Source organism: Asinibacterium sp. OR53 (assembly GCF_000515315.1).
Taxonomy (GTDB): Bacteria; Bacteroidota; Bacteroidia; order Chitinophagales; family Chitinophagaceae; genus Sediminibacterium.
The window spans coordinates 3,344,453-3,365,835 of the sequence record NZ_KI911562.1 but is presented as its reverse complement, the minus strand read 5'-3'; the positions used below and the strand labels follow the sequence as shown (position 1 = coordinate 3,365,835).

The 21,383-nt window shown below is 38.8% G+C and carries 19 protein-coding genes; 4 read left to right on the top strand and 15 right to left on the bottom strand.

Annotation, left to right across the window (positions count from 1 at the left end):
- Positions 1-25 precede the first annotated feature (25 nt).
- From SEDOR53_RS18215 to SEDOR53_RS0114930, 9 genes are all read right to left on the bottom strand, one after another.
- A complete protein-coding gene (locus SEDOR53_RS18215; RefSeq protein WP_232214815.1) occupies positions 26-1,753 on the bottom strand; it encodes a heavy metal translocating P-type ATPase in 1,728 nt (575 codons plus the stop codon).
- Positions 1,725-2,093: a hypothetical protein gene (locus SEDOR53_RS19265; RefSeq protein WP_198018973.1), complete on the bottom strand. Its 369-nt coding sequence runs from the start codon at positions 2,091-2,093 to the stop codon at positions 1,725-1,727. Before SEDOR53_RS19265 ends, SEDOR53_RS18215 begins: the two co-directional genes overlap by 29 nt.
- Before the next feature lie 11 nt (positions 2,094-2,104).
- Complete coding sequence (locus SEDOR53_RS0114955; protein ID WP_026770446.1) at positions 2,105-3,196, bottom strand: site-2 protease family protein; 1,092 nt, start codon at positions 3,194-3,196, stop codon at positions 2,105-2,107.
- A gap of 126 nt (positions 3,197-3,322) precedes the next feature.
- Positions 3,323-3,727, bottom strand: a complete 405-nt coding sequence (locus SEDOR53_RS0114950) for a hypothetical protein (RefSeq protein WP_026770445.1) — start codon at positions 3,725-3,727, stop codon at positions 3,323-3,325.
- 21 nt (positions 3,728-3,748) lie between these two features.
- Positions 3,749-3,826 (bottom strand): SHOCT domain-containing protein, encoded by a 78-nt coding sequence (locus SEDOR53_RS18945; protein ID WP_232214814.1) that lies wholly within the window; start codon positions 3,824-3,826, stop codon positions 3,749-3,751.
- 247 nt (positions 3,827-4,073) lie between these two features.
- On the bottom strand, positions 4,074-6,593 hold the full coding sequence (locus tag SEDOR53_RS18210; RefSeq protein WP_051416679.1) for a cation-translocating P-type ATPase: 2,520 nt from the start codon (positions 6,591-6,593) through the stop codon (positions 4,074-4,076).
- A 443-nt stretch (positions 6,594-7,036) separates the two neighbouring features.
- The gene (locus SEDOR53_RS18940) at positions 7,037-7,750 is read right to left on the bottom strand and encodes a hypothetical protein (RefSeq protein ID WP_051416678.1); all 714 of its coding nucleotides are present in this window, start codon (positions 7,748-7,750) and stop codon (positions 7,037-7,039) included.
- Between the two features lie 35 nt (positions 7,751-7,785).
- Complete coding sequence (locus SEDOR53_RS0114935; protein ID WP_026770444.1) at positions 7,786-8,802, bottom strand: methyltransferase; 1,017 nt, start codon at positions 8,800-8,802, stop codon at positions 7,786-7,788.
- A 91-nt stretch (positions 8,803-8,893) separates the two neighbouring features.
- The gene (locus SEDOR53_RS0114930; protein ID WP_037362092.1) at positions 8,894-9,445 is read right to left on the bottom strand and encodes a Crp/Fnr family transcriptional regulator; all 552 of its coding nucleotides are present in this window, start codon (positions 9,443-9,445) and stop codon (positions 8,894-8,896) included.
- Between the two features lie 500 nt (positions 9,446-9,945).
- Here SEDOR53_RS0114930 and SEDOR53_RS0114925 point away from each other — a divergent pair, with 500 nt between their 5' ends.
- The 4 genes from SEDOR53_RS0114925 to SEDOR53_RS0114910 are packed head-to-tail and all read left to right on the top strand — an operon-like array spanning position 9,946 to position 12,404.
- On the top strand, positions 9,946-11,256 hold the full coding sequence (locus tag SEDOR53_RS0114925; protein ID WP_026770442.1) for a site-specific integrase: 1,311 nt from the start codon (positions 9,946-9,948) through the stop codon (positions 11,254-11,256).
- Complete coding sequence (locus SEDOR53_RS18200) at positions 11,244-11,561, top strand: helix-turn-helix domain-containing protein (protein WP_037361425.1); 318 nt, start codon at positions 11,244-11,246, stop codon at positions 11,559-11,561. Before SEDOR53_RS0114925 ends, SEDOR53_RS18200 begins: the two co-directional genes overlap by 13 nt.
- Complete coding sequence (locus tag SEDOR53_RS0114915; protein WP_026770441.1) at positions 11,545-11,952, top strand: hypothetical protein; 408 nt, start codon at positions 11,545-11,547, stop codon at positions 11,950-11,952. Before SEDOR53_RS18200 ends, SEDOR53_RS0114915 begins: the two co-directional genes overlap by 17 nt.
- Positions 11,953-11,972: 20 nt before the next feature.
- A complete protein-coding gene (locus SEDOR53_RS0114910) occupies positions 11,973-12,404 on the top strand; it encodes a helix-turn-helix domain-containing protein (RefSeq protein WP_026770440.1) in 432 nt (143 codons plus the stop codon).
- Between the two features lie 230 nt (positions 12,405-12,634).
- Here the strand turns inward: SEDOR53_RS0114910 and SEDOR53_RS0114905 are convergent, their stop codons facing one another.
- The 6 genes from SEDOR53_RS0114905 to hsdR all read right to left on the bottom strand — a co-directional run bounded on the left by SEDOR53_RS0114905 (position 12,635) and on the right by hsdR (position 21,319).
- Positions 12,635-13,645, bottom strand: coding sequence for a nucleotidyl transferase AbiEii/AbiGii toxin family protein (locus tag SEDOR53_RS0114905; protein ID WP_198018971.1), 1,011 nt, complete (start codon positions 13,643-13,645; stop codon positions 12,635-12,637).
- Positions 13,597-14,169, bottom strand: a complete 573-nt coding sequence (locus SEDOR53_RS0114900; RefSeq protein WP_026770438.1) for a hypothetical protein — start codon at positions 14,167-14,169, stop codon at positions 13,597-13,599. Before SEDOR53_RS0114900 ends, SEDOR53_RS0114905 begins: the two co-directional genes overlap by 49 nt.
- A gap of 338 nt (positions 14,170-14,507) precedes the next feature.
- The gene (locus SEDOR53_RS18190; RefSeq protein WP_051416675.1) at positions 14,508-15,743 is read right to left on the bottom strand and encodes an SIR2 family protein; all 1,236 of its coding nucleotides are present in this window, start codon (positions 15,741-15,743) and stop codon (positions 14,508-14,510) included.
- Complete coding sequence (locus tag SEDOR53_RS0114885) at positions 15,743-17,503, bottom strand: restriction endonuclease subunit S (RefSeq protein WP_026770437.1); 1,761 nt, start codon at positions 17,501-17,503, stop codon at positions 15,743-15,745. Before SEDOR53_RS0114885 ends, SEDOR53_RS18190 begins: the two co-directional genes overlap by 1 nt.
- Before the next feature lies 1 nt (position 17,504).
- Positions 17,505-18,974: a class I SAM-dependent DNA methyltransferase gene (locus SEDOR53_RS0114880; protein ID WP_026770436.1), complete on the bottom strand. Its 1,470-nt coding sequence runs from the start codon at positions 18,972-18,974 to the stop codon at positions 17,505-17,507.
- Positions 18,971-21,319: an EcoAI/FtnUII family type I restriction enzme subunit R gene (gene hsdR / locus SEDOR53_RS0114875; RefSeq protein ID WP_026770435.1), complete on the bottom strand. Its 2,349-nt coding sequence runs from the start codon at positions 21,317-21,319 to the stop codon at positions 18,971-18,973. Before hsdR ends, SEDOR53_RS0114880 begins: the two co-directional genes overlap by 4 nt.
- Between the last annotated feature and the right edge of the window lie 64 nt (positions 21,320-21,383).

Below are 21,383 nucleotides of genomic sequence, written 5' to 3'. Positions count from 1 at the left end.
ACGCATGGTGTCAATCCCAGGGCCATTAAAACGATGGCGGAAGATGGGGTGATGTCTTTCCAATCTTCCTCTTTAACAGTTGAGCATTTACGGCTACTATAATTGTGCTCAGGCTCATAAATAGGGCGCCTATCGCCGGCCCTAATACAAAACCTGATTTATATAGAACTCCTGCTGCCAGGGGAATAGCTACTGTGTTGTAACCAGTGGCCCAGGCGAGGTTTTGTACCATTTTGGTGTAGGTGGCTTTACCGAAAAGTATAAGATTGGCAATATCTTTGGGGTTGCTGTTTACAAGAATAATATCGGCGGTTTCAGCCGCCACATCTGTCCCGGAACCAACTGCAATCCCAACGTCAGCCTGCGCCAATGCAGGCGCGTCATTTACGCCATCGCCGGTCATGGCAACAAATTCCTTTTTGTTCTGTAACTGCTTTACGATTTCCGCTTTCTGATGTGGTAATACCTCGGCATAATAGCCATCAAGCCCCAATTCTTTACTTACCGCCTCGCCCACTATCTTGTTATCACCAGTAACCATATACACTTTAATATTATTTCTTTTAAACGTTTTAATAGCTTCTTTACTTTCTGGTCTTACTGCATCTGCCAAAGCAATAAATCCGGCAATCTTTTCATTTACCAATACAAAAACAACAGTTTCCGCCTTGCTTGACAAAGCAAATTCCGGCACTGGGAGGCTCCTTTCTTTTAAATAGCCGGGACTTACCACCTTTACTTTTTTTCCTTCTACTTCAGCCTCCACGCCCTTCCCGGTAATAGCATTGAACTTTTCTGCCCGGGGGATGGGGATATTCATTTCCTTTACTTTATGTATAATACCAACCGCTATTGGATGTTCTGATGTTTGCTCCAGCGCGCTGGCCAGCTGCAGCACTTCTTCTTTTGTAAAACCGGGGTCAGTAGTTTCAAACCTGGTAACACCAAACACACCGGTTGTCAGCGTGCCTGTCTTATCGAAAAGAAGCGCCGTTATTTTGCGTGATTCCTCGAATGCGGTTCTGTTGCGTATCAGCAAACCGTTTTGTGCAGAAACAGCCGTTGAGATAGCCACTACTAATGGTATAGCCAGCCCGAGTGCATGCGGACAGGTGATAACCATTACTGTGACCATGCGTTCGAGTGCAAAAACAAATGGTTGGCCTGCTATTAACCAAAAGGTCAGTGTCCCAAAGCCAACACACAAGGCAATATAGGTCAACCATTTGGCTGCCCTGTCAGAAAAGTTTTGCATCCTGGATTTGACTTTTTGAGCTTCTTCAACAAGTTTGATTACTTTATTCAGGTAACTATTTTTGCCGGCATGTTCTACTTTTACCTTCAGCGAACCATTACCATTTACAGAGCCGCCTATTACTTTATTCCCTTTTTCCTTTTTTACCGGTTTTGATTCACCTGTGAGCCTGGATTCATTTAAATAGCTGCTACCTCCCACGACGATGCCGTCAGCAGGCACTTTCTCACCCGGTTTAATCAATATAATATCATTCTTTTCCAGCACTTCAAGTTTCACATCCTCTGTCTGTCCGTCTGCTTTTACCCGGTGAGCTTCGGCAGGCATCATGCTTACCAGTAATTGCAATGCTTTGGATGCGCCTAATATGGACTTCATTTCCAGCCAGTGGCCCAGCAGCATGATGTCAATAAGTGTGGATAATTCCCAAAAAAAATCTTCTCCTTTCAGGCCAAATACCGTAGCCGTACTATAGACATAAGCTACACTGATAGCCATAGATATGAGTGTCATCATGCCAGGCCCTGTTTTTTTTTATTTCATTCAAGAACCCTTTCAGAAACGGCCACCCGCCTAAAAAATAAACAATGGATGAAAGAGCAAACAGGAAATAAGAGTTGCCCGGAAGGAGTAATTTATAGCCAAAGAAATCCTGGATCATGGGAGAAAAAAGCAGGATAGGGATGGTGATCAATGTTGAGATCCAGAACCGTTTCCGGAAATCCTGTATCATCATTCTATGATGATCATGTTCCTCCATTCCTATCAGAATAGCGCCATGCTCATGGTGCATTTTAGTATGGTCAGTTCCTCTATTCTGCTGTTGGTCTCGTTTCATATACGTCATCATTATTGCAGGGCCTGTTGTACCAGTAGCAGTTCGTTTATATTTTTTTTATCTACCATTCCCAGTAGTTTCCCGTCTTGCTGAACCGGATATGCGGTACAGCTATTGGTTGTCATTTTTATGTAAACATCCTGTAGGTCCATATCCGGCGTAAGCGTTATAAAATCTCTTCTCATAATATTCGATATGAGGGAAGATTTTCCAAAAGAAGATAATCCGTGTATCAATTCCTTACTTGTAAGCACACCCTGCACCTGCTCATTGGCAATAACGAGAAAATCCTGTTCCTGTCCATCAAGCAATACCTCTACCGCTTTTTCAAGGGTGTCACCAGGAGATAATGCGGTAAACCGGGTCATCAGTACATCCGTAACCCTGAAACCTGCCAGTATACTTTTGGTAGCTTCATAGGCTGCTTCACCTCCGGCACCCAGGTATATAACCAAACCGATAAATACCAGCCAGAAATTAAAGAAGAACCCAAAGAAAATAAATAACATTGCCAAAAACTGCCCAATGCCAGCGGCCACGCGGGTTGCCTTAGCCCGCTCCATCCGGAAGGCCAGTATGGCCCGTAATACTCTACCGCCATCCATTGGAAATGCCGGAATCAGGTTAAACGCACATAATGCAGTATTAGCAACGAGCAGGTTAAAAGCGAAAGGCAGATCTTGCATGTGCTTTGCATCTTTTAATGTTTCCATATCGGGCATTGCTCCTGTTGACTTCAGATATATCCATAACACTGCAGCAATGATCAGATTTACTGCCGGCCCTGCCAATGCCACCAACAATTCCTGCCCAGGTTTTTCCGGCATACTCTCCAGACTGGCAATGCCGCCAATCGGATAAATGGTAATATCCTTTGTCCGGATCTTGTATCGTTTAGCTGTAAGCGCATGGCCGAACTCATGCAACACTACGCAGGTAAATAAAGCAAGGATAAACGCCACGCCCCATAAGCCTGCGGCCCAGCCATGACCCATTTGTGTGTGCATGAGGAATATCCACCCCACAAGAATTAAAAACGTCCAGTGAATATATACAGCTATACCCGAAAATTTTCCCAGGTATAATGACCATTTCCTTTTCATATTCATTAAGTTTTGTTAATTACTTTCCTGAATAACCTATCATTGGACTTACTGGTAAAAATTGGAGATGTCTGGGCAAGCTGGTTGTGTATTGACTGATTCTCATTATTGGTGTAATTCCATATATCAATGGTGCCTTTTATGATCCTTGACTTGTGTGCTATCATGCTTGCCACTTTCACCCATACCATTTTTCTGCATCATTTTCATCATCATACTATGCATATTCTTATTCTCCATCATCATGCCCATCATCATCCGGCACATGGAACTATCTTTTCCTCCTGTATTTATCATTTGTTTCATCATTTCCTTGTCCTGCATCATCATGTGCATGGTGTGCTTATTTTGCTTCATGTGCTGCATCATATTCGTCATTAACTGGTGATCATTAACAATATCTGTCATTATTGAATCCTGCATAAGTTTATCTTTCAATAAGTCTTTTGCAGATGGGTGTTGGTGTTGCGCGTAGGTTGAGCCGCTAAGTATGACAGCAATTACAACCAAAAAAAAATTCAATGTTTTCATGATAATTGATTATTAAGGTTATTAGACTTCTTGCAATAGCTTCTTCTTCTCCTCATATTCTTCTTTGTTGATTTCACCTCTGGCGAACCGCTTCTTCAGAATTGATAAAAAGAACCTATGTTAACTTTTTTTAAAGCTAATTAACAAACAGAGCCCGGGAAATGATCACTAACAGAGAATAATATGATTTCCATCCTTGCCATTCCCAAAAAGAAACCCGATGATTATAAAGGAGGCCCGGGCTTCCCTCCTTTATTTTCTGTTGAAAAAATAAACAAGTGTATTGAATCTGAAAGGGTTAGCGCTCTTCTGTATTATTTGTTTTTTTAATTAGCTCGGATTGCTTTTAATTGTCATCATTTACTTGTGTAGCTTTTGGCAAATCCATTTTATATACTTCAAACCACATTACTCCCGCAAAAGCGACACTCAGGCATAGCCAGAATTCAGCAGAACTGATGACACTTAATTGAAACAAATGTCTGACAGGGGCGATAAGGTGTAAGCAGGCCAGGAATAGAGCAGATATTAAAAGTATAAAGGGGGCGAGCGTATTTTTATACTTACAGGTATAGTAGATCGTTTTATTAAATGAACGGTTGGTGAATGTGAGAAATACGTTGCTTAAGATTAGTGTGGTGAAAACGATCGTCCTGGTTTCTTCAATGGAAGCGCCCTGATTCATGAAATAGTAATAAAGAGAAAGTGTGCAGAGTGCAATAATCACTCCTTGTATAATACTTATAAGTAATTCCTCCCTGGTGAATAGTCCATAATTTTTCCCCCGAGGTTGTTGAAGCATGTTGTTTTCTTCTATTGGTTCTCTTTCAAAAAAGATGGAGCAGGTGGGGCCCATGATCAGTTCCAGGAAAATGATATGAATAGGTGTAAAAATATTAGGATAGTTCCATCCTAACAGTAATGGCATTGATGCGATCAATACAATGGGAATATGTATGGACATGATATAGCGAATTGCCTTTTTCAAGTTGGTAAAAATTTTTCTTCCTTCGCTGATGGCTATCACCATTTTTCCGAGATCATCATCAGTAATGATCAGGTCGGATGCCTGTCGTGCAATTTCAGTTCCTTTTTCTCCTATGGCAATGCCTATGCTTGCTGCTTTTAAGGCAGGGCCGTCATTGATGCCATCTCCAGTCATAGCCACAATCTCCTGGTTCGCTTTCAATGCTTCTATGACCTTTGTTTTAGCATCTGGAAACATCCGGGCAAAAATGTTAGTATTGATTGCGGTCTCTTTTAATTCGTCTTCTTTCATTCTCATTACCTGTTCACCCGTAACAGATTTCAGGTGATTGAATATTCCTACCTGCCCTCCAATATGCATCGCTGTTTCCGGGTAATCACCAGTGAGGAGTTTTACCTGGATCTTTGCGTCATAAAACTGTTTAATAACAGCTGCAATATTTTTTTTTGGGGGGTCGTATAATGCCACTAATCCTTCAAAATGCCAGTTGAAGTTTTCTTGTGATTGAGGAAAATCCAAATTCGTATGAAAAGAGCTGGCGACGCCAATAACACGATAGCCTTTTGAAGCGAGAGATTTCACGAGTGCTGACAACTTGTTTTTATCAGTGTTGTTTAATTGACATATGTTGAATATTCTTTCAGGAGCGCCTTTAGCTGCAACGATCTTTGAGTTGTTTCTTTCATACACATGTGTCATCATCGGCGGACGGCCCTCAAGAGGGTACTCGTGTATCATTTTGAGTTGTGACCCTGTTTTGTCACGGCAATATGCATAATAGGCATTCCATATTCCTTTCTCCATCGGATCAAAAGGATCTTTTTCGCTGGCCAGCATAGCATAATTCAAAACATTGGTATTTGGTAAAACGGTATTGCCAGAAATTGTTATCAGTATATCTGTCTCAAAGTCATATATGGCATTTACTTCCATACTATTAGTTGTGATAGTGCCGGTTTTATCCAGACATATGGTACTTACAGCACCCAGATTTTCAATGATCTGAGGTTGCCGGGAAATAATACCCAACTTGCCCATTTTGTAAGCTCCCAGTGCCACAAATGAGGAGAAGGCAACCGGAATTTCGTTGGGCACGGCTGATAGCGCCAATGTTAAAGCTAGTAACAGACTGGTAATCCAGCTTATGTGGTTTAAATAGTTTAACAGGAAGATGATGAGGAATCCTATCATTCCGAAAAAAGCGATGTGATTCACAAACCTGTTTAGCTGAATTTGTAATAGGGTTTTAGGAAACTGGTAGGCCATGATTTTTGTTCCTATCTTACTCATCATAGTATTATTCCCCGTTGCGGTTACTCGTGCTGCACACTTGCCACTGTTGACAATTGTTCCCTGGTACAGTTCATTGGAATTTTCGGGTATCATTTTGTCCACCGGCAATGATTCTCCTGTAATAGCAGATTCATTAATAGTAAGATCATTGGCCTGCATTATAAGTGCATCGGCAGGAATTCTCATGCCTTCTGAAAGCAGTATAATATCTCCAGGGACCAGGTCCTCCGTGGATATAACATATTCTATTCCTTCTCTTATGACGGTTGTTTTTGGCTCCGTTAATTGTTTTAGCGCCTGCAGCGCATGGCTGCTTTTTACTTCCTGGTAAACTGAAATAGCAGCGACTAAAATTATTGCTGCAAACATCATCAGGCCTTCACCGGTATTTCCAAGAAAGAAATACAGCGAACAGGCTATCATAAGAAGGATGAACATAGGTGCCCTGACAATATCCCATAATACATGTAATATCCTTCTGGATGGTTCAGCATGAAATAGGTTTCTCCCAAATTGCCGACGCAGTATTGGAATCTCCTTTTTGGGCAATCCTCTTAGGTCTTCCATTTGAATCATCTGACCCATTGCTTTTAGGATTTTTGATGATCTGTTTTCAGTTTTTCTTAACCGTCTGCATAACTGAATACATAAAGTAATTTCAGTTTTTTATTTTTCGTACAGGGGTTCTATTATCTATGCTTTATTCTTTAGCTATTCCATGAGCTTGTTCACATCTTGCTACTACCAATACTTAGCAAAGGCCTCTGTTAAATTACTTTTTAACATCAGTAATGTTCCACTAAATTAATACTCAATTCTTTGAAATCAGGAAGAAATCCTGAAACGAAGAGAGCAGATCATTTATGGCTTACTTATATGGCACTTACTGCCCGTACCTGCGATTATGCAGTGAGGGAGATGAAGAAGAATTTGTAATGCTTGTTTCGAGAGGACACAAAATAAAGCAATAGAACAAGTATCATTAATGTGATGTATGCCTGCCGACAGGCATACATCACATTAAAATCTCATTTAACCAATTTATAAAAACTGATAGCGGGTGGCCCATCCACTCCTGCATCGATCATCAGCTTTTTCAATTCAGATGAGCTTGTTCTTGCTTTGGCTTTAGCAATATCTGTAACAGCAAATAATACGTACACCATGTTCGGATCATCAACTCCTCTTGCCAACCCACGATCAATAAGGCCACTTGCTGCTCTTGTTTCTTTTCCTTCACTGTCATATACTTTTAACCAGGCATCATAATCTTTTACATGATGAGCTACCAGCAACCTGTCTTTGGTTTCAATAAGGTTGTTATCATCACGAACTACCTTTATAAATGAAATAGTGGAAGGACTGGTAACACCACCTTTTTGCATTGCTGCCTTTAGATCGGGAGATTTAGTAAAGTCTTTCGCTTTTTGAACGTCTTCTGTTTTGAAAGAAACAGTCACCTCGTTGTTGTTATCCAATCCTCTTCCTAAAGCAATTTCAATGAGACCGCTTGCTTTTCTTGCTGAATCATGACTCTCATAAAGCGGTAACCATTTATCAAAATCTTTCACTTTGTGTTGCACGATGGTGATGTTGTAGGGTTGAAATGCGGGCGGCTCTGGTGCTTTGGTTGTTGCTGTTGTATCGGTAGCTAATTTCGTTTCCTCTTTTACTGGTTCATTGTTGCAGGAAACAAAAGTAACCAGTAAGAATGCTGACAGAAATGCGGAGATCTGTTTCATTGATTATTGTTTTATTTAATTAATAAATGATGTGTTTATTCTTTTATTGCTTCTACAATACTGAACATTGGTGAATGTGTTGGGATAACCCGGGCAAGCTTTAAGCCTGCATTTGAAAACAAGGAAGCAAATTCTTTTTCTGTTCTTTCCCTTCCACCGGTCATAGCCAGCATATTGATATCCATAAATTTTCCGGGATGTGGTTCGTTGCCTTCGGGAATAACTGAATCTAATACCAGCAGTTTGCTGCCGGCCTTCATCGCTTTATTGCAGTTGTTCAATATCTGCAAACATTGTTCATCATTCCAGTCATGCAGCACCATCTTCATCAGGTATGCGTCAGCATTTTCAGGAATGAATTCAAAAAAACTTCCTGCCGCAGTTTCACACCGGCTGCTAAACCCTTTTTTTGCTATTAATTTTTTTGTTTCCGCCACTACATATTCTTCATCAAATACAATTCCTTTTGCCTGTGGAGCTTTATCCAATACTGCCACCAGCAGGGCACCGTTACCACCGCCAACATCAACGATCGTATTAAAGCTTGTAAAATCATATTCAGGTAAAACGTGTTGTATCACAGCTCCTGTAAGACCCGACATAGCTTTAATAAAATTCACACCTTCCTCTGGGTGCATCTCATAATATTTCCATACAGACATTCCTTCTATATTATCAAAAGCGATATGTCCTGTTTTAATGCTATAGACTAAATTTCCCCATGCATTATAATGATCACCCAATTGTGCAATAGCCATCGCTTTCATAGAACCGGGGGCATCTGTTTGCAGCGTATTACCAAGTGATGTCAACTCAAATTGATGGTCTTCGTTTTCTTTAAATACACCTACACTTGATAAGGCCCGCAATACACGATACAACGAAGGAGCATCACTGTGTGTAGCTTCTGCCAGTTGATGAGCTGTTTGTGGTTTGTCCTTTAAATGATCTGCGATATTCAATTTAGCGGCTGAGTATACGCAGCAGGATGTCCAGAAGCCAGTGATCAATTGCATCATTTGAGCAGGAGGTGGGGGAAGTTGATTATTCATTTCTTTTGTTTTAATAACATAAAGGTGGAATGAATAATACCCTGTTTCCAATCACCCGGGTTAATTAATGACTTAACCCGGGTTAAGAAAATTATTTACAGCTGAGTCTTTTTCGCATGCGGCTGAGGGATTGTGGTTCAATGTCAAGATACATGGCAATGTATTGAAGAGGGATGCGCTGGAATATTTCCGGGTGTTTATTAATGAGATTGAGATACCGGTCTTCGGCAGACAATGACTTTACTTCCTGGAGTCTTTGAATATGTGAGAATAGAGATCTCTTTTCTTTTTCAACAAAGAGTTGTTTCAGTTTAGGAATTTGTTCTCCTAATCTTTCCAGGTCATTTTTTTGAAGACAAAGTATTTCACAATCTTCCATTGCCTGCACATTTATAGTAGCCGGCTGCTGGTTATAAAAACTCTCCAGGTCGCCTACCCACCAATCTTCAAAGGAAAAATACAAAATATGCTCACCGCCTTTTTCATCAGTGGTAAAGTTGCGTACACTTCCTTTATTGATATACGCTTTATATTTTGCTATCTGCCCCGCTTTCAGGAAAAAGAATTTACGGGGAACATATTCTCTTCTGAAAAAAGAAAGTACTGTTGAAAATTCCTCTTCAGTCATTTTCATTTGGTTCATGAACAAGTCAATGAATTTTGGTGAAACCTCAGAAGGATATATCTCCATTTTTATTAGCTGTAAAAAGTATTAGTATACTATAAATATAGTTTTATTTTTCCGCAGTGTCCCCCCCCCCGTGGCATTGTGTGGTGCCGGAGACGCTTCGGTACCAGGGAATAATAATGCAACATTTCAACCCGAGTATATTGTTAATGCAAGGACGGCAAGGCCAGACCAGCCCCTGCGGGAATAGAAAAATTGTGTATTAACAAACTCAATAAGCAAAGCCGAATAGAGTAAAAAAAATTAGGCCGCTGATTTTCAGCGACCTAATGTAAAAGAAGTGATCCCGCTGGGAGGATGGAGGTCGTCAAATAGCTTGACATTATTTGACACCGTTTTCTTTATTTTAACGTGGAACCTAATATTAACAATGGTTTCAGCGATTTCAATTAAATATTTGTGTCGAACAATGTCAAAGCAGATTTAAAGCTTTTGACACCAAATTTGACACCTATATGGCAACACTGAAATTTTATCTGAAAAAAGCGAACAAGCAAAACCTGTTCCCTGTATTGATGTGCTATCAGGACAGAGGAGAAAAATTCAGGTTTTCAACCAAAGTTTATGCTACCAAGAGCAATTGGCTTAAAAACAGGCTTAAGGCCACCAGTCTGGAAGATTATGAAAACAATGAAAAGCTGGAAAGCTGTGAAAAGGTTATTAAAGAAATTGAAAAGGAATCTATTATTACAGGAAGCCAGTTACGGGTTTCGGAAGTAGAAAAACTGTTCAGGGAGAACATTCTTAAAACGGAAGCCTATAAAAACAGTAACCCGGTATCGGAAAGTGACATGAAAATTGAATCCAATTTTTTTGTTTTGTATGAGCAATTCATAGCCAGTTCAAGAAGTATTCGCACGAAGTCTACCATTGCCCAATATAAACGTGGAAAAACTATATTGATGAAATTTGAAAAGGCTTTCGGCCGTGAGATTTCATTCGAATGTATCAATACTTCGTTTTATGAGAAATTTCAAAATTTTCTGATTAATGATCTTAAGCATTTGAATAATACGGTAGGAGGGCAGATCAAAAATCTTAAAGTCTTTCTTAACTACGTAATGAGGCATGAGCTTACTGACATTAAGTTTAATTTCCATAACTTTAAAACAATCAAGGAAGATATCGACATTGTAGCATTGACAGAAACAGAGCTTTTCAATTTGTACACCTGTAATAGTTTAAATGCACAACAAAGTATTGCAAGAGATTATCTCTGTTTTGAATGCTTTACCGGGCTTCGATTTTCTGACATTGGAGGGCTTCGGAATGAAAATATTAAAGACGATTTTATCGTTTTAAAAACAAAAAAGACGAAGGATACATTGTTTATTCCCATAAATGGCTTTGCCAGAAGAATCATGGATAAATACAGTGGAAAATATTCAGGCAGACCTTTACCACCTTCTTTTTCAAACCCCAAAATCAATCAACATATCAAAGAGGCCGCAAAAATTGCCGGAATTGAAGAACTTACCATGATTGAAAAGTTTAATGGTTCCAATAGAATATCTATTACAGAGCCTAAATATAAATTAATCAGCACTCACACAGGAAGACGTACATTTATTACGCTTTCTTATGAAAAAGGCATGCAGACCGAAATGATCATGAAAATAACAGGTATTCGTAAATGGGATACTTTGAAAAAATACCTCAAAGTGTCTGAAAAAAGTAAGCTGCTTAAAATGAATGAATTTTGGAATTTGGATTCCCTTGCTAATTACCAAAACACTGAGAAAAACGCTAACTCATGTCATATATAGAAGGGTTACAAAAAAATGAGTTTAAAGCATTTCTTCAAGAATGTTTTGCAACTTATTTAGCCGAAACAAAAGCGTTGAAGGATGAAATAGTTTCGTTAAAAAGTCTCCTTAAGAACCAACCCAAAGATTTCTATCAAATAGCAGATTTAATGGAACTCTTCGGGGTAACAAGGGCTACTATCCATAACTGGGTAAAAGAAGGAAAACTACTCAAACACAAACTCGGTGGGAAGGTCCTTTTTAAGCGTGAAGACATCAACAAATTAATTGAACTTTCAAAAATCAGTTATGAAAAAAATAAATAAAACTGACAGCATCGAAATAATTGTAGCATTTATAACCCACATCCAAAAGGATAGTTTAAAGAAACCTGTCCCCATCGAATACTTTGAGCTTACTCTCTCAGAGCCAATCTACGAAAAGTGCAATTGTGCGTATATCCAAACTGCGAATCTGAAAGAGGGGTTACTTTATGAAGCTATCATCAATCGTTATTTCTATATCAAATCGACACTTATTAACCGGGCAGAAAAGAAATATGCCCCTACTTTGTCGATTTTGGATACCGGGGTATCTTCATTAATACCGGAGCAAATTCGATCTAAGATGTTTAGGGTTTGCGGCAATAAAAAGGATGATGTACTAGAATCCGGAGATTTCGCAGATCAGTTCATATTGAAAAAACAATCATTATAACACAACCCATATTGAAACCTATGTTAACAATACATGTAAGTTTTGATGAATTAAAACAGCTTGTCAGGGACACCATCAATCAATGCTTCATAGACTTTGTAGAAAAAACATCAACCTACTCCGATTTAATAACGATCGATGAACTGACTGCCCGGCTTAAATGTTCTAAACCTACCATCTATAATTGGAAGAAAAAAGGGTTGCTTGGTTGTCAAAAAATAGGATCAAAAGTTTTGTATAATTGGGCAGAAATTCAGGAAATGATGCGTCAAAATCCATCTGCTTTCGATAAAGGCAAGGCGGAAGGCTTTAAATTCAACGCTCAAGCCAGTGATTTTGAGAAGGAGAAAAGAAGGTATTCCTATTTGAAATCAAAAAAGTTGCTTGACCCACTGAGTCTGGCTTACGATGACCTATTATTTATTGAGCGTGGAAAAGCCTTATACGAGTGACATGAAGCTTTAAATATCAAATCCGGTCGTGTCACATAAAGCGGCTGGATTTGACTATAAAATGAACGGTTTTTATAGGATTAAAAGGGAGGGGAGATTATTTCCCCTTTTTGAAAGCTATATCAGAACTGTTCAAATCAGTAAATAATCTGTAAAATTAGTGTCTACGTGGGCACTGTTTGGCATATGTTATAGACATATGCCTTTTATAGATTCCGGAGTTTGGATGGCTACAACCGATCGAGAGACAGATGAATTCGATTCAGGATTTCATCAAAAGGCGGTTGCCCTTTGTAATACAGAGCTGAGGCCAATTCGTATCGCTTTCGCAAGTTATCCCGTATAGCCCGATCATTTAGCAAAAAAGCCTCATTTTGGCCCAGAGGGGTTATAAGGTCATCTTTGGGAAACCGCCGCTCTTTATGCTCCTTATAGGCCTCCGTACCGATGAATTCCTGTACGGCTTTATCAGCTAAGAGTGAATATACATCGAAATATTGGCGCATATAATTGGTTGCCGTTTCCCCCGAATTCATCTCCTTTCGGAATTTAGTAGCAATCGTTTGCAGCTTTTCAACAAATGTATACCGGTAGTCATAACAGGCAACATCAAATGCCCGGTTATCAATGATATCAATACCGGAGGTGGCTTTTGCCCTATCCAACGCCCAAGAGGTGATGGTTACCGGCATATTCGGGGTCACGGTGTCATAGCCCGCTTCCAATAAAATGCCGTCTTTCACCCCTCCTATGCTTCCGGTCAGCTTTTTATAATATAGCCGGATTCCGCCGCTATTGTAATTTTCGGGATTATCAAACAAAGTATCCCGCTCTATGCTTACAATGCCGTCGATCTTCATTTCCCTTGCCAGTCGATCGTAATAGCCCTTTTTCTTTTGAATATTCGCCGGCTTATTATTTTTGGGATTTTCATTGATCCCTAGTTCCTTGGGCGGGGTAATATGGATATCTATATCCTCAGAAAAACGGCTAATCAGGCCAAACCCCTTCGACAATGAAGTGCCACCTTTCAATTGGAAATCATATCCTTGTTGTTTCAATCCATATAATACATGCATGATCCAGTAATCTTTTTCGATCAATCCGGACAGGATATTCGTCTCACTTTCCAGTATCTTCAGCAAGTCTGGAAAATCTTTATGATTATGCAGATATATTGATGCCATAATTTTTATGACAAAATAGACGAGAATATCTTTTTGGTATTGACTGTTCCCCAATAATCAATCATCTGTTTCAGCTTTTTTTGGTTCATTTCAGGAGCTTTTCCTCTTACATTCTCCAATATTGCGGACTGATCCTCAGCAAGATGTTTTAAATTGTTTACAAGGTCAACCAGCAGGAATTCTTTCGACATCTTTTCAGGTACATACGGTTTACGGACGAAGTGGAAAAACCGGTTTCCCAACCTGAAGTCGCCATGTCTCCTGTAATTATACACCTTCCTCGTATTATATAACTGTGTTGTTCCCACACCCAGTGAATTGTAATCATTCGGCGACATCACTAAAAACCGATCATCTTTCAAAAAACTGCCTATCAGTTCATTTTCATCTGCCGGGGCATTTCCAAAGACACTTCGCTTAGGCACATAGTAAAGCCCGCCGGATAACTTTTCCAGCATGCCGTCTTCAACCAATTCCTGTAAATGTCGGTCTACTGAGGTTGACCATTGTTGAAGATCGATTCGGCGATACACCCCCCCAACTTTGAGCCTATTTTTTAAAGCATCTACGGATTTCATACCCCCAAAAGTAAGAAATTAGTGAAAATGAATGATTTTTTAATAAAATATCATTCATGCAGTTTCATAATATGCTGATTATAAGTATATTTCTCTGTCATTGATGTAGTAGAAGTACCGACCAACAGCATCAATCCCCGGGACTATTGGTTCAAGATGAAAAAAAGAGTGAAGAGCGAAGACGGGTTTGAACTGTCGACAATTTGTCGACAGTTCAAACTGAAAGCCGGTGATGGTAAAATGAGGGAAACAGATATCGGTGATATAAAAATGTAATGTGAATGTTGCTTAGTTTGCCTTGCAAATGTGTCTGACTTGGTGTGTAGGATATTTTTTAACTAGTTGCCGAAAAGTTTTGAAATAAAACTAATTGTTTTTTTTCTCCAAGTAGGTTTTTCAGTTGTTGTTGTTACTACCAGAACTTTTTCTTCAACTGCCTTTCTTACCCCCGGTATATTTCCTCTGTATCGCATTTCGTTTTTTGCTAAACGCAAAATCTGTTCAATGAAATCATAACTTCCTTTAGGAAACCAAATTGGTGTGATGCCGAAACTTAGCAAGTAATTATTTCGAACTGTCAACTCTGCTTCATTGTCTGGCATTGATTCAATAGAGAAATGTTGTGGTCTGTCTGTGTCACCCATTTGATTTTTCACTGCCTGAAAAACGTCCATTGTTCTGTCACGGTTTAAACTGCAACCGAGAAAAAGTAAATTGCTTGTGCGATAATGGTAACTCAACACTTTTGGAATTGGTAAAGCCAGGTCAAGTGCTCCGTTGCCATAAGCAGCATCATATTGGTTTTTGCTAATGATACACCGTGTCGGTTGTTTGATGTCACCATGCAATTTGATGATGGTAGTTTTATTGATGTCAACTCTGTCGGTGATATTTGAACTGTCAAGCAACTGAATATTATTTTGTGCTCCTGTGGAGTACACTTGTTCAAGTATATGGTCGTAATTTGTTGTGATGATTGTGTCGCTGAATAATTCTGTAAGCCGAAGAGTTGTGGGAGTGATTTTGCCAATTTTTGAAAACACATCTCGTAGCTCCTGAATGAATGCATCTCTGTAACCTTGCGTTTCTATTTCCTGAATTACTGTTTCATATTGTCCGTTGTTCAACAGGTCTTCTACATGTGCTGTATCAAGCCCTGATGTTCTTCCTTGTTGAATCAAATGCTTTCTCCAAGTAGGAAAACCACTTTCAACAGATAAACCTGCGCCGACAAACGGAACTACGGAACCATCAATCAAATAATTTTCAAGTTGCTCAAAGCGTTCAATGTTTCTTTCGAACCAATGTCTATCACCGAAATTGTCTAAGATAAATTCCTCTCCGAGTATTTGATTAATCCTTTCTTCCCGATATTCTTGAAAAGCTTGATTATACGCTTCATTGTCACCGGCAAAAAATGCTTTACTAGGATTCGCTAATCCTTCAATTTTAAATTTTTCCTGAATTGCTAAATTATCATCGTTATCAATCCATTCATTGAAGTCAGGATAATATTCGTACCGAAAATGACTATCACTTTCGCACCAAACGCCACTATTAAGTTTTGGTTTCATCAAATAAAATCAAGAACAGTTTGGGAAAGTGACAAATTAATTTCGTTTGCTTTTTCAATTTTTCTTTTGAGCGAATCACAAAAGCTGAATAATTCTTTGACCTTTTCTACAATTCTCTTTTGTTCTAAAAGAGGTGGATAGGGGATTTCAAATTGTTCAAGAATTTTTTTACTAAGTCCTTCTCTATTTGCACCTACTTGGCGACCCCAAATTAAGTTTTGGACATAAGGAGAAAGTATGCACAAATGAAGGTATGGACTTGATTCCTCTAAAGTTGGACGAATGATTGTAACATGCTGACTGACATTCGCTTTCTTTTCAGCATCTAAAAAGATTGTGCTCCGACCTAAAGAGCCGCCAGTAATGTTGAGCAAAATGTCGTTGAGCATGACAATAGAATTGCTCATTTTTTCATTTGTGATTTTATCAATATAAACAACATCATCAAGAAGTAGCCCTTCATTTCTTATATTTTGAGAACGCAGAAATAAAATCCCATTTTCGGAATAAACTTCTTTGCCACCTTTTGGAGTGCTACCTGAACCAATTTTATTTGTGATAGTTCCCAATCTCACCCAACTCCAGTTTTCAGGTAGTACGAAAGGTTGTTCGACAACTGGAACATCAGTTAATTTATTTTCTTTCCTGATTAATTCATCTTCAATCAGTTTCTGTTTTATATCATTTATTCTTTCTAGCAAAAGACTTGCACTTTCATCTTTCGGATTTTGTTTTGTTAATTTCCCCATTACAGCCAACTGCAAAATCGTTTCTTTCAACTGGTCAATACTTTCGTCTGTGCAGAAAAGTGTCTCAAATTGTTCTGAAATTTTTTCCCAAGCAGAATGCAATTCATCTGCATTAGCAGCATTTGTAAGTGTCTCAAGTAAACAGTCAACTAAGTATTGATGTGTTTTTAAATTGTTTGCTTTTTCTTCTTCCAATTTGTCACAAACAGAGATTAGTTCCTCAACCTTTTCTGCAATGCGGAATTGCTCGGCTGATGGGGGAATGGGCACTAAAATTTTTAATAAATGAGTGCTGCCAAAGTTGGGTTGCATTCCAACCAATTGTGCAATCATTTGCTGCTTGAAAAAACTTGAATCAAGAAAATATTTTAAATAGTTTTTTGAACTATCCTGAACATAAGGATGAATACGAATAGTACTTGTATTCACGATTACCTTGTAGCCCGGGTCAGAAAAAAAAGCGGACTTCCCCCAACTACCTCCTGAACTCGCAAATAACAAATCGTTTTCCTCAATCGTGAAGTGAAGATATTTTTCAGTGTATTCTTTTTCATCAATGTATTTATCCGTGTTGTCAAGTATAAGTTTGTTGTTGACAATATTCTGAACATTTAGAAGTTTGATTCCTTTTGTCCTGAATTGCCAATTCCTAATTCCAGGACCTTCCTGAAAAAAATAGGCATCTGCAAACCAAGCCCACTGCCACCCATTTGGCAATTCAAACGGAAAATTGTTTTCGGTAATTTCTTCTAACTGCTTATGCTTTTTTATTTTCCCTTGTTCAATAAGTTTATCTTTTTCTGTTTCTGATTTTTCAAGAAGAATACTTGCAGAATCATCATCACCATTTTGAAATACTAATTTTCCACGAATTGCTAAGTCCAAAACGAGGTCTCTTAGCCGTGAGATTCCCTCAAAACTAATGTTGTCAATGCTCTTTACTCTGCCTTTTGATTTTATTCCTTGAGCATCTGTCCAAACTTCAAAGCTTTTTAATATACTCTCAATCATTTTATTTGGTTAGTGCTTCGGCTAAAATTTCTTTCAGTTGATTTCGCAGATTAGAAATTTCAGATTGTTCGTTTTGATATTGGGCAAGTAATTCATCAGGGTCGTGGCTTACCTGCTCACCCACATGTGGGTTTTTAATATCAAGGTTGTAATTCCTTTCAATGATACTTTGTGCAGAAACTTTCCATGCTTGTTCGGTCTCAACTCTTGCAACAAATCCATCGGCTTCTGTTCCCCACCATTTTATTTCTGTTTCAAACTCTTCAAACCGCATCGGTTTTGTTTTGTTGTAGTTCACAACACCTTCGGGATACGGATGCTCATAATACCAAACATGCTCTGTCGGTTTCCCTTTTGTAAAAAACAAAATGTTGGTTCTTATTCCTGTGTACGGATTAAACACACCATTAGGCAACCGCACAATTGTATGCAGATTACATTCGGCAAATAATTTTTCTTTCAGTCGTGTTTGTATGCCTTCGCCAAATAAAAATCCATCAGGCAATACAACAGCAGCCCTGCCATCAGTTTTGAGAATGTGAATTATTAATGCCATGAAAAGATTGGCGGTTTCTCTTGTTCTGAAAGTTGCAGGGAAGTTGTTTTCAATTCCATCTTCTTCCATTCCACCGAAAGGCGGATTTGTAACAACAATGTTGACTCTGTCCGCATTAGTGTAGTCACGCAATGGACGTGCAAGTGTGTTGTCGTGTTTAATATTGATCGGAACATCTATCCCGTGCAAAATCATGTTAGTGGTGCAAAGCATGTGAGGTAGTGCCTTTTTCTCCACTCCGTTAATTGTCTTTTGCAATATTTCTTCTTCCGCTGCTGATCTTACATAGTGCTCCCGTTTGTATTCAATCACATTGGTAAGAAATCCTCCTGTGCCACACGCAGGGTCAAGAACTGTTTCTTCTAATTGTGGAGCAATTCTGTTTACAATAAAAGTTGTTACTGCCCTTGGTGTATAGAATTCACCTGCGTTGCCAGCACTCTGCAAATCTTTCAATATCTGTTCATATATGCTGCCGAATGTGTGACGGTCACCAGAAGCATTGAAATCTATTTCGCAAATTTTATTTACAACTTGCCGAAGCAATGTTCCAGACTTCATGTAGTTGTAAGCATCTTCAAAAACATTTTTAATCACTAATGCTCTCTTGCTGTCGTCTCCATCAACTTTCAATTTGTTTTTGAGTGTCGGAAATAATTCATTGTTCACGAAGTTCAATAATTCATCACCCGTGATTCCTTCTGAATCTTTTGCCCAATTTCTCCAACGCAATTTTTCAGGCAATGGTGAATTGTAATCGTCTTCTGTCAATTCTAATTCATCTTCTCTGTCATCAAGGATTTTTAAAAAGAATAGCCATACCAACTGGCTGATGCGTTGAGCATCACCATCAACGCCAACATCTTTCCGCATTATATCCTGAATGGATTTTATTACGCCTGATACATTACTCATGCTACTTTCTCTTGTTTAAAAAGTTCATATTCCAATTCTTTGATTGCTTTCTCGTAGTTTTCTTTCCCGCCGAATACTTCTTTGATAATTTCCAAAGGAGTTCCAATGTCACTGAATGGTTTCAGGTTAAGAACTTTTGCATTCTCAATACTTGAAACGCCTTTATCGGCATACAAATCCAACAATCCTGTAAGCACTGCTCTTGCCTGTTCGCCATATTTTGTAAAGTAGTTTCGCTTCTTCACATTGTTGGCTCTTTCATTTCGAGTGAGTGGTAGTTGTCCGAATGCAACATGACATATCAAATCAAAGTCGCTGAAATCCTTGCCAACTATTTCAGCAAGATTTTCTAACACAACTCCGTGTTCTTCCAGCAAGTCAATGATGATTTGTTTTTTACTCGCATCATTCCATTTTACCAGGAAATCATCAAGTGAAGCAAACTCCTGATGAACTTGCTTTTTGGAAAAATCTCTATATGATTCTGTAATCAGTTTTCCATCTTCGCCGAGATATTCAATTCGTTCATTTTTAATTTTTGCAGGAACACCACTCACAACAATTTTTTTTCTGCCTTCATCACCTGTGTCTTCGTCTTCTCCATTATCAGTTCCATCGTCTTCACCTTCCGGGTCAGGCGGAACAGGGTCATCATCGGGAGATGGATTGTAAATAACAACCGGCTTACCGTCAAACTCAGGATCGCTGAAATGTTCGGTTGCCTTTTTGAAATCCATGATTGTAAAAAAGTACTTGTTGTTGTCCTCATCAATACGAGTTCCTCTCCCGATAATTTGTTTGAAGGTGGTCATTGAGTTAATCGTCTTGTCAAGCACAATTAACTTACAAGTTTTTGCATCAACACCAGTGGTCATTAAATCTGATGTAGTTGCGATCACAGGGAATTTACTTTCGGGGTCAATGAAGTTGTCAAGTTCTGCTTTTCCTTCAACACTGTCGCCTGTAATCCGCATTACATACTTTGGATTTTCAGTTGCAATTCTACTCGCTGCATTTACAATTGCTTTTCGCATTCGTTCTGCATGGTCAATGTCCTCACAGAAAATAATTGTTTTTGAAAATGGGTTCGTTGCATTCAATAATTGCATAACTCTTTTTGCAACCAACTTTGTTCGCTGATTGAGAACCAAAATTCTGTCCATGTCAGCTTGATTGTAAGTGCGATGTTCAATTTCCTCACCTAAATCATCTGTCATTCCTTTTGGTGGAGTCCATCCGTCAATATCCTTATCAATATCAATCTTCACAACTTTGTAAGGAGCAAGAAAGCCGTCTTGAATACCTTGCTTCAAACTGTAGGTGTAAACAGGTTTCCCGAAGTAAGTAATGTTTGAAGCATACTCTGTTTCCTTTGGTGTTGCAGTCAAGCCAATTTGTATTGCATTCTTGAAGTAGTCAAGAATTTCTTTCCAAGATGCATCATCGTTTGCACTTCCTCTGTGGCACTCATCAATAACAATCAAGTCAAAAAAATCAGGAGAAACACTCTTGTAGATTTTATCTATTTCATCAGGTCCAGTCATTGCCTGATAAAGTCCTAAGTGAATTTCATACGATGGGTCAATTTTCCGATTCTTGATTTTTGTCATCACAGAACCAAACGGTTTGAAATCGTTTACTAAAGTTTGGTCTGCTAAAATGTTTCTGTCAACAAGAAATAAAATTCTCTTTACTGCTTTGGCTTTCCACAATCGCCAAATGATTTGGAATGTTGTGTAGGTTTTTCCCGTGCCTGTTGCCATTACAAGCAAAATTCTTTTCTGTCCTTTTGCAACTGCTTCAACTGTTCTGTTGATTGCTTCAACTTGGTAATATCTCGGTTCTTTATTTGAACCGTCTGAGAAGTAGGGTTGCAAAACCAATTCTTCTTCTGCTTCTTTTATGTTGTGTAGTTTCTTGTATCGTTCCCATAATTCTTTTGGGCTTGGAAAATTTTCAAGTGGAAATTCAGTTTCAATGTCTTCTCCGTCTTTGGGAACTTTGTTGTGTGATGCAAACGCATCACCGTTTGAACTGAATGCGCTTGGCACTCCAAGAATGGTTGCATAACCCAATGCTTGTTGCATTCCGGAACTAACTGAATAATTGTTGTCTTTGGATTCTATTACTGCAACTCTTGTCCCGGGTTTCCATGAAAGCACATAATCGGCAAATTTTTTCTTTTTCTTGTTCCTTGCCGACATTTCGCCACGTACAACAACAGGACCCGGAGTAAGCGTTACATTTTGCCTTATTTGTGTATGCAAATCCCAACCCGCTTGAATAATAGCAGGTGTTATATATAAATTCTCAATATCCCTTTCGCTTAATTCTTTTTTGTCCATTTGATAAAATAAATGTACAAAATAATGTTTTTTTTATTGCTAGCCATTACGAATAACGACTATA

Excerpts from the sequence above, each read along its gene's own strand:
- SEDOR53_RS18215 (WP_232214815.1), bottom strand. The coding sequence starts at position 1,753 with ATGGCTATCAGTGTAGCTTATGTCTATAGTACGGCTACGGTATTTGGC.
- SEDOR53_RS19265 (WP_198018973.1), bottom strand. The coding sequence starts at position 2,093 with ATGAAACGAGACCAACAGCAGAATAGAGGAACTGACCATACTAAAATG.
- SEDOR53_RS0114955 (WP_026770446.1), bottom strand. The coding sequence starts at position 3,196 with ATGAAAAGGAAATGGTCATTATACCTGGGAAAATTTTCGGGTATAGCT.
- SEDOR53_RS0114950 (WP_026770445.1), bottom strand. The coding sequence starts at position 3,727 with ATGAAAACATTGAATTTTTTTTTGGTTGTAATTGCTGTCATACTTAGC.
- SEDOR53_RS18210 (WP_051416679.1), bottom strand. The coding sequence starts at position 6,593 with ATGGGTCAGATGATTCAAATGGAAGACCTAAGAGGATTGCCCAAAAAG.
- SEDOR53_RS18940 (WP_051416678.1), bottom strand. The coding sequence starts at position 7,750 with ATGAAACAGATCTCCGCATTTCTGTCAGCATTCTTACTGGTTACTTTT.
- SEDOR53_RS0114935 (WP_026770444.1), bottom strand. The coding sequence starts at position 8,802 with ATGAATAATCAACTTCCCCCACCTCCTGCTCAAATGATGCAATTGATC.
- SEDOR53_RS0114930 (WP_037362092.1), bottom strand. The coding sequence starts at position 9,445 with ATGAACCAAATGAAAATGACTGAAGAGGAATTTTCAACAGTACTTTCT.
- SEDOR53_RS0114925 (WP_026770442.1), top strand. The coding sequence starts at position 9,946 with ATGGCAACACTGAAATTTTATCTGAAAAAAGCGAACAAGCAAAACCTG.
- SEDOR53_RS18200 (WP_037361425.1), top strand. The coding sequence starts at position 11,244 with ATGTCATATATAGAAGGGTTACAAAAAAATGAGTTTAAAGCATTTCTT.
- SEDOR53_RS0114915 (WP_026770441.1), top strand. The coding sequence starts at position 11,545 with ATGAAAAAAATAAATAAAACTGACAGCATCGAAATAATTGTAGCATTT.
- SEDOR53_RS0114910 (WP_026770440.1), top strand. The coding sequence starts at position 11,973 with ATGTTAACAATACATGTAAGTTTTGATGAATTAAAACAGCTTGTCAGG.
- SEDOR53_RS0114900 (WP_026770438.1), bottom strand. The coding sequence starts at position 14,169 with ATGAAATCCGTAGATGCTTTAAAAAATAGGCTCAAAGTTGGGGGGGTG.
- SEDOR53_RS18190 (WP_051416675.1), bottom strand. The coding sequence starts at position 15,743 with ATGAAACCAAAACTTAATAGTGGCGTTTGGTGCGAAAGTGATAGTCAT.
- SEDOR53_RS0114885 (WP_026770437.1), bottom strand. The coding sequence starts at position 17,503 with ATGATTGAGAGTATATTAAAAAGCTTTGAAGTTTGGACAGATGCTCAA.
- SEDOR53_RS0114880 (WP_026770436.1), bottom strand. The coding sequence starts at position 18,974 with ATGAGTAATGTATCAGGCGTAATAAAATCCATTCAGGATATAATGCGG.
- hsdR (WP_026770435.1), bottom strand. The coding sequence starts at position 21,319 with ATGGACAAAAAAGAATTAAGCGAAAGGGATATTGAGAATTTATATATA.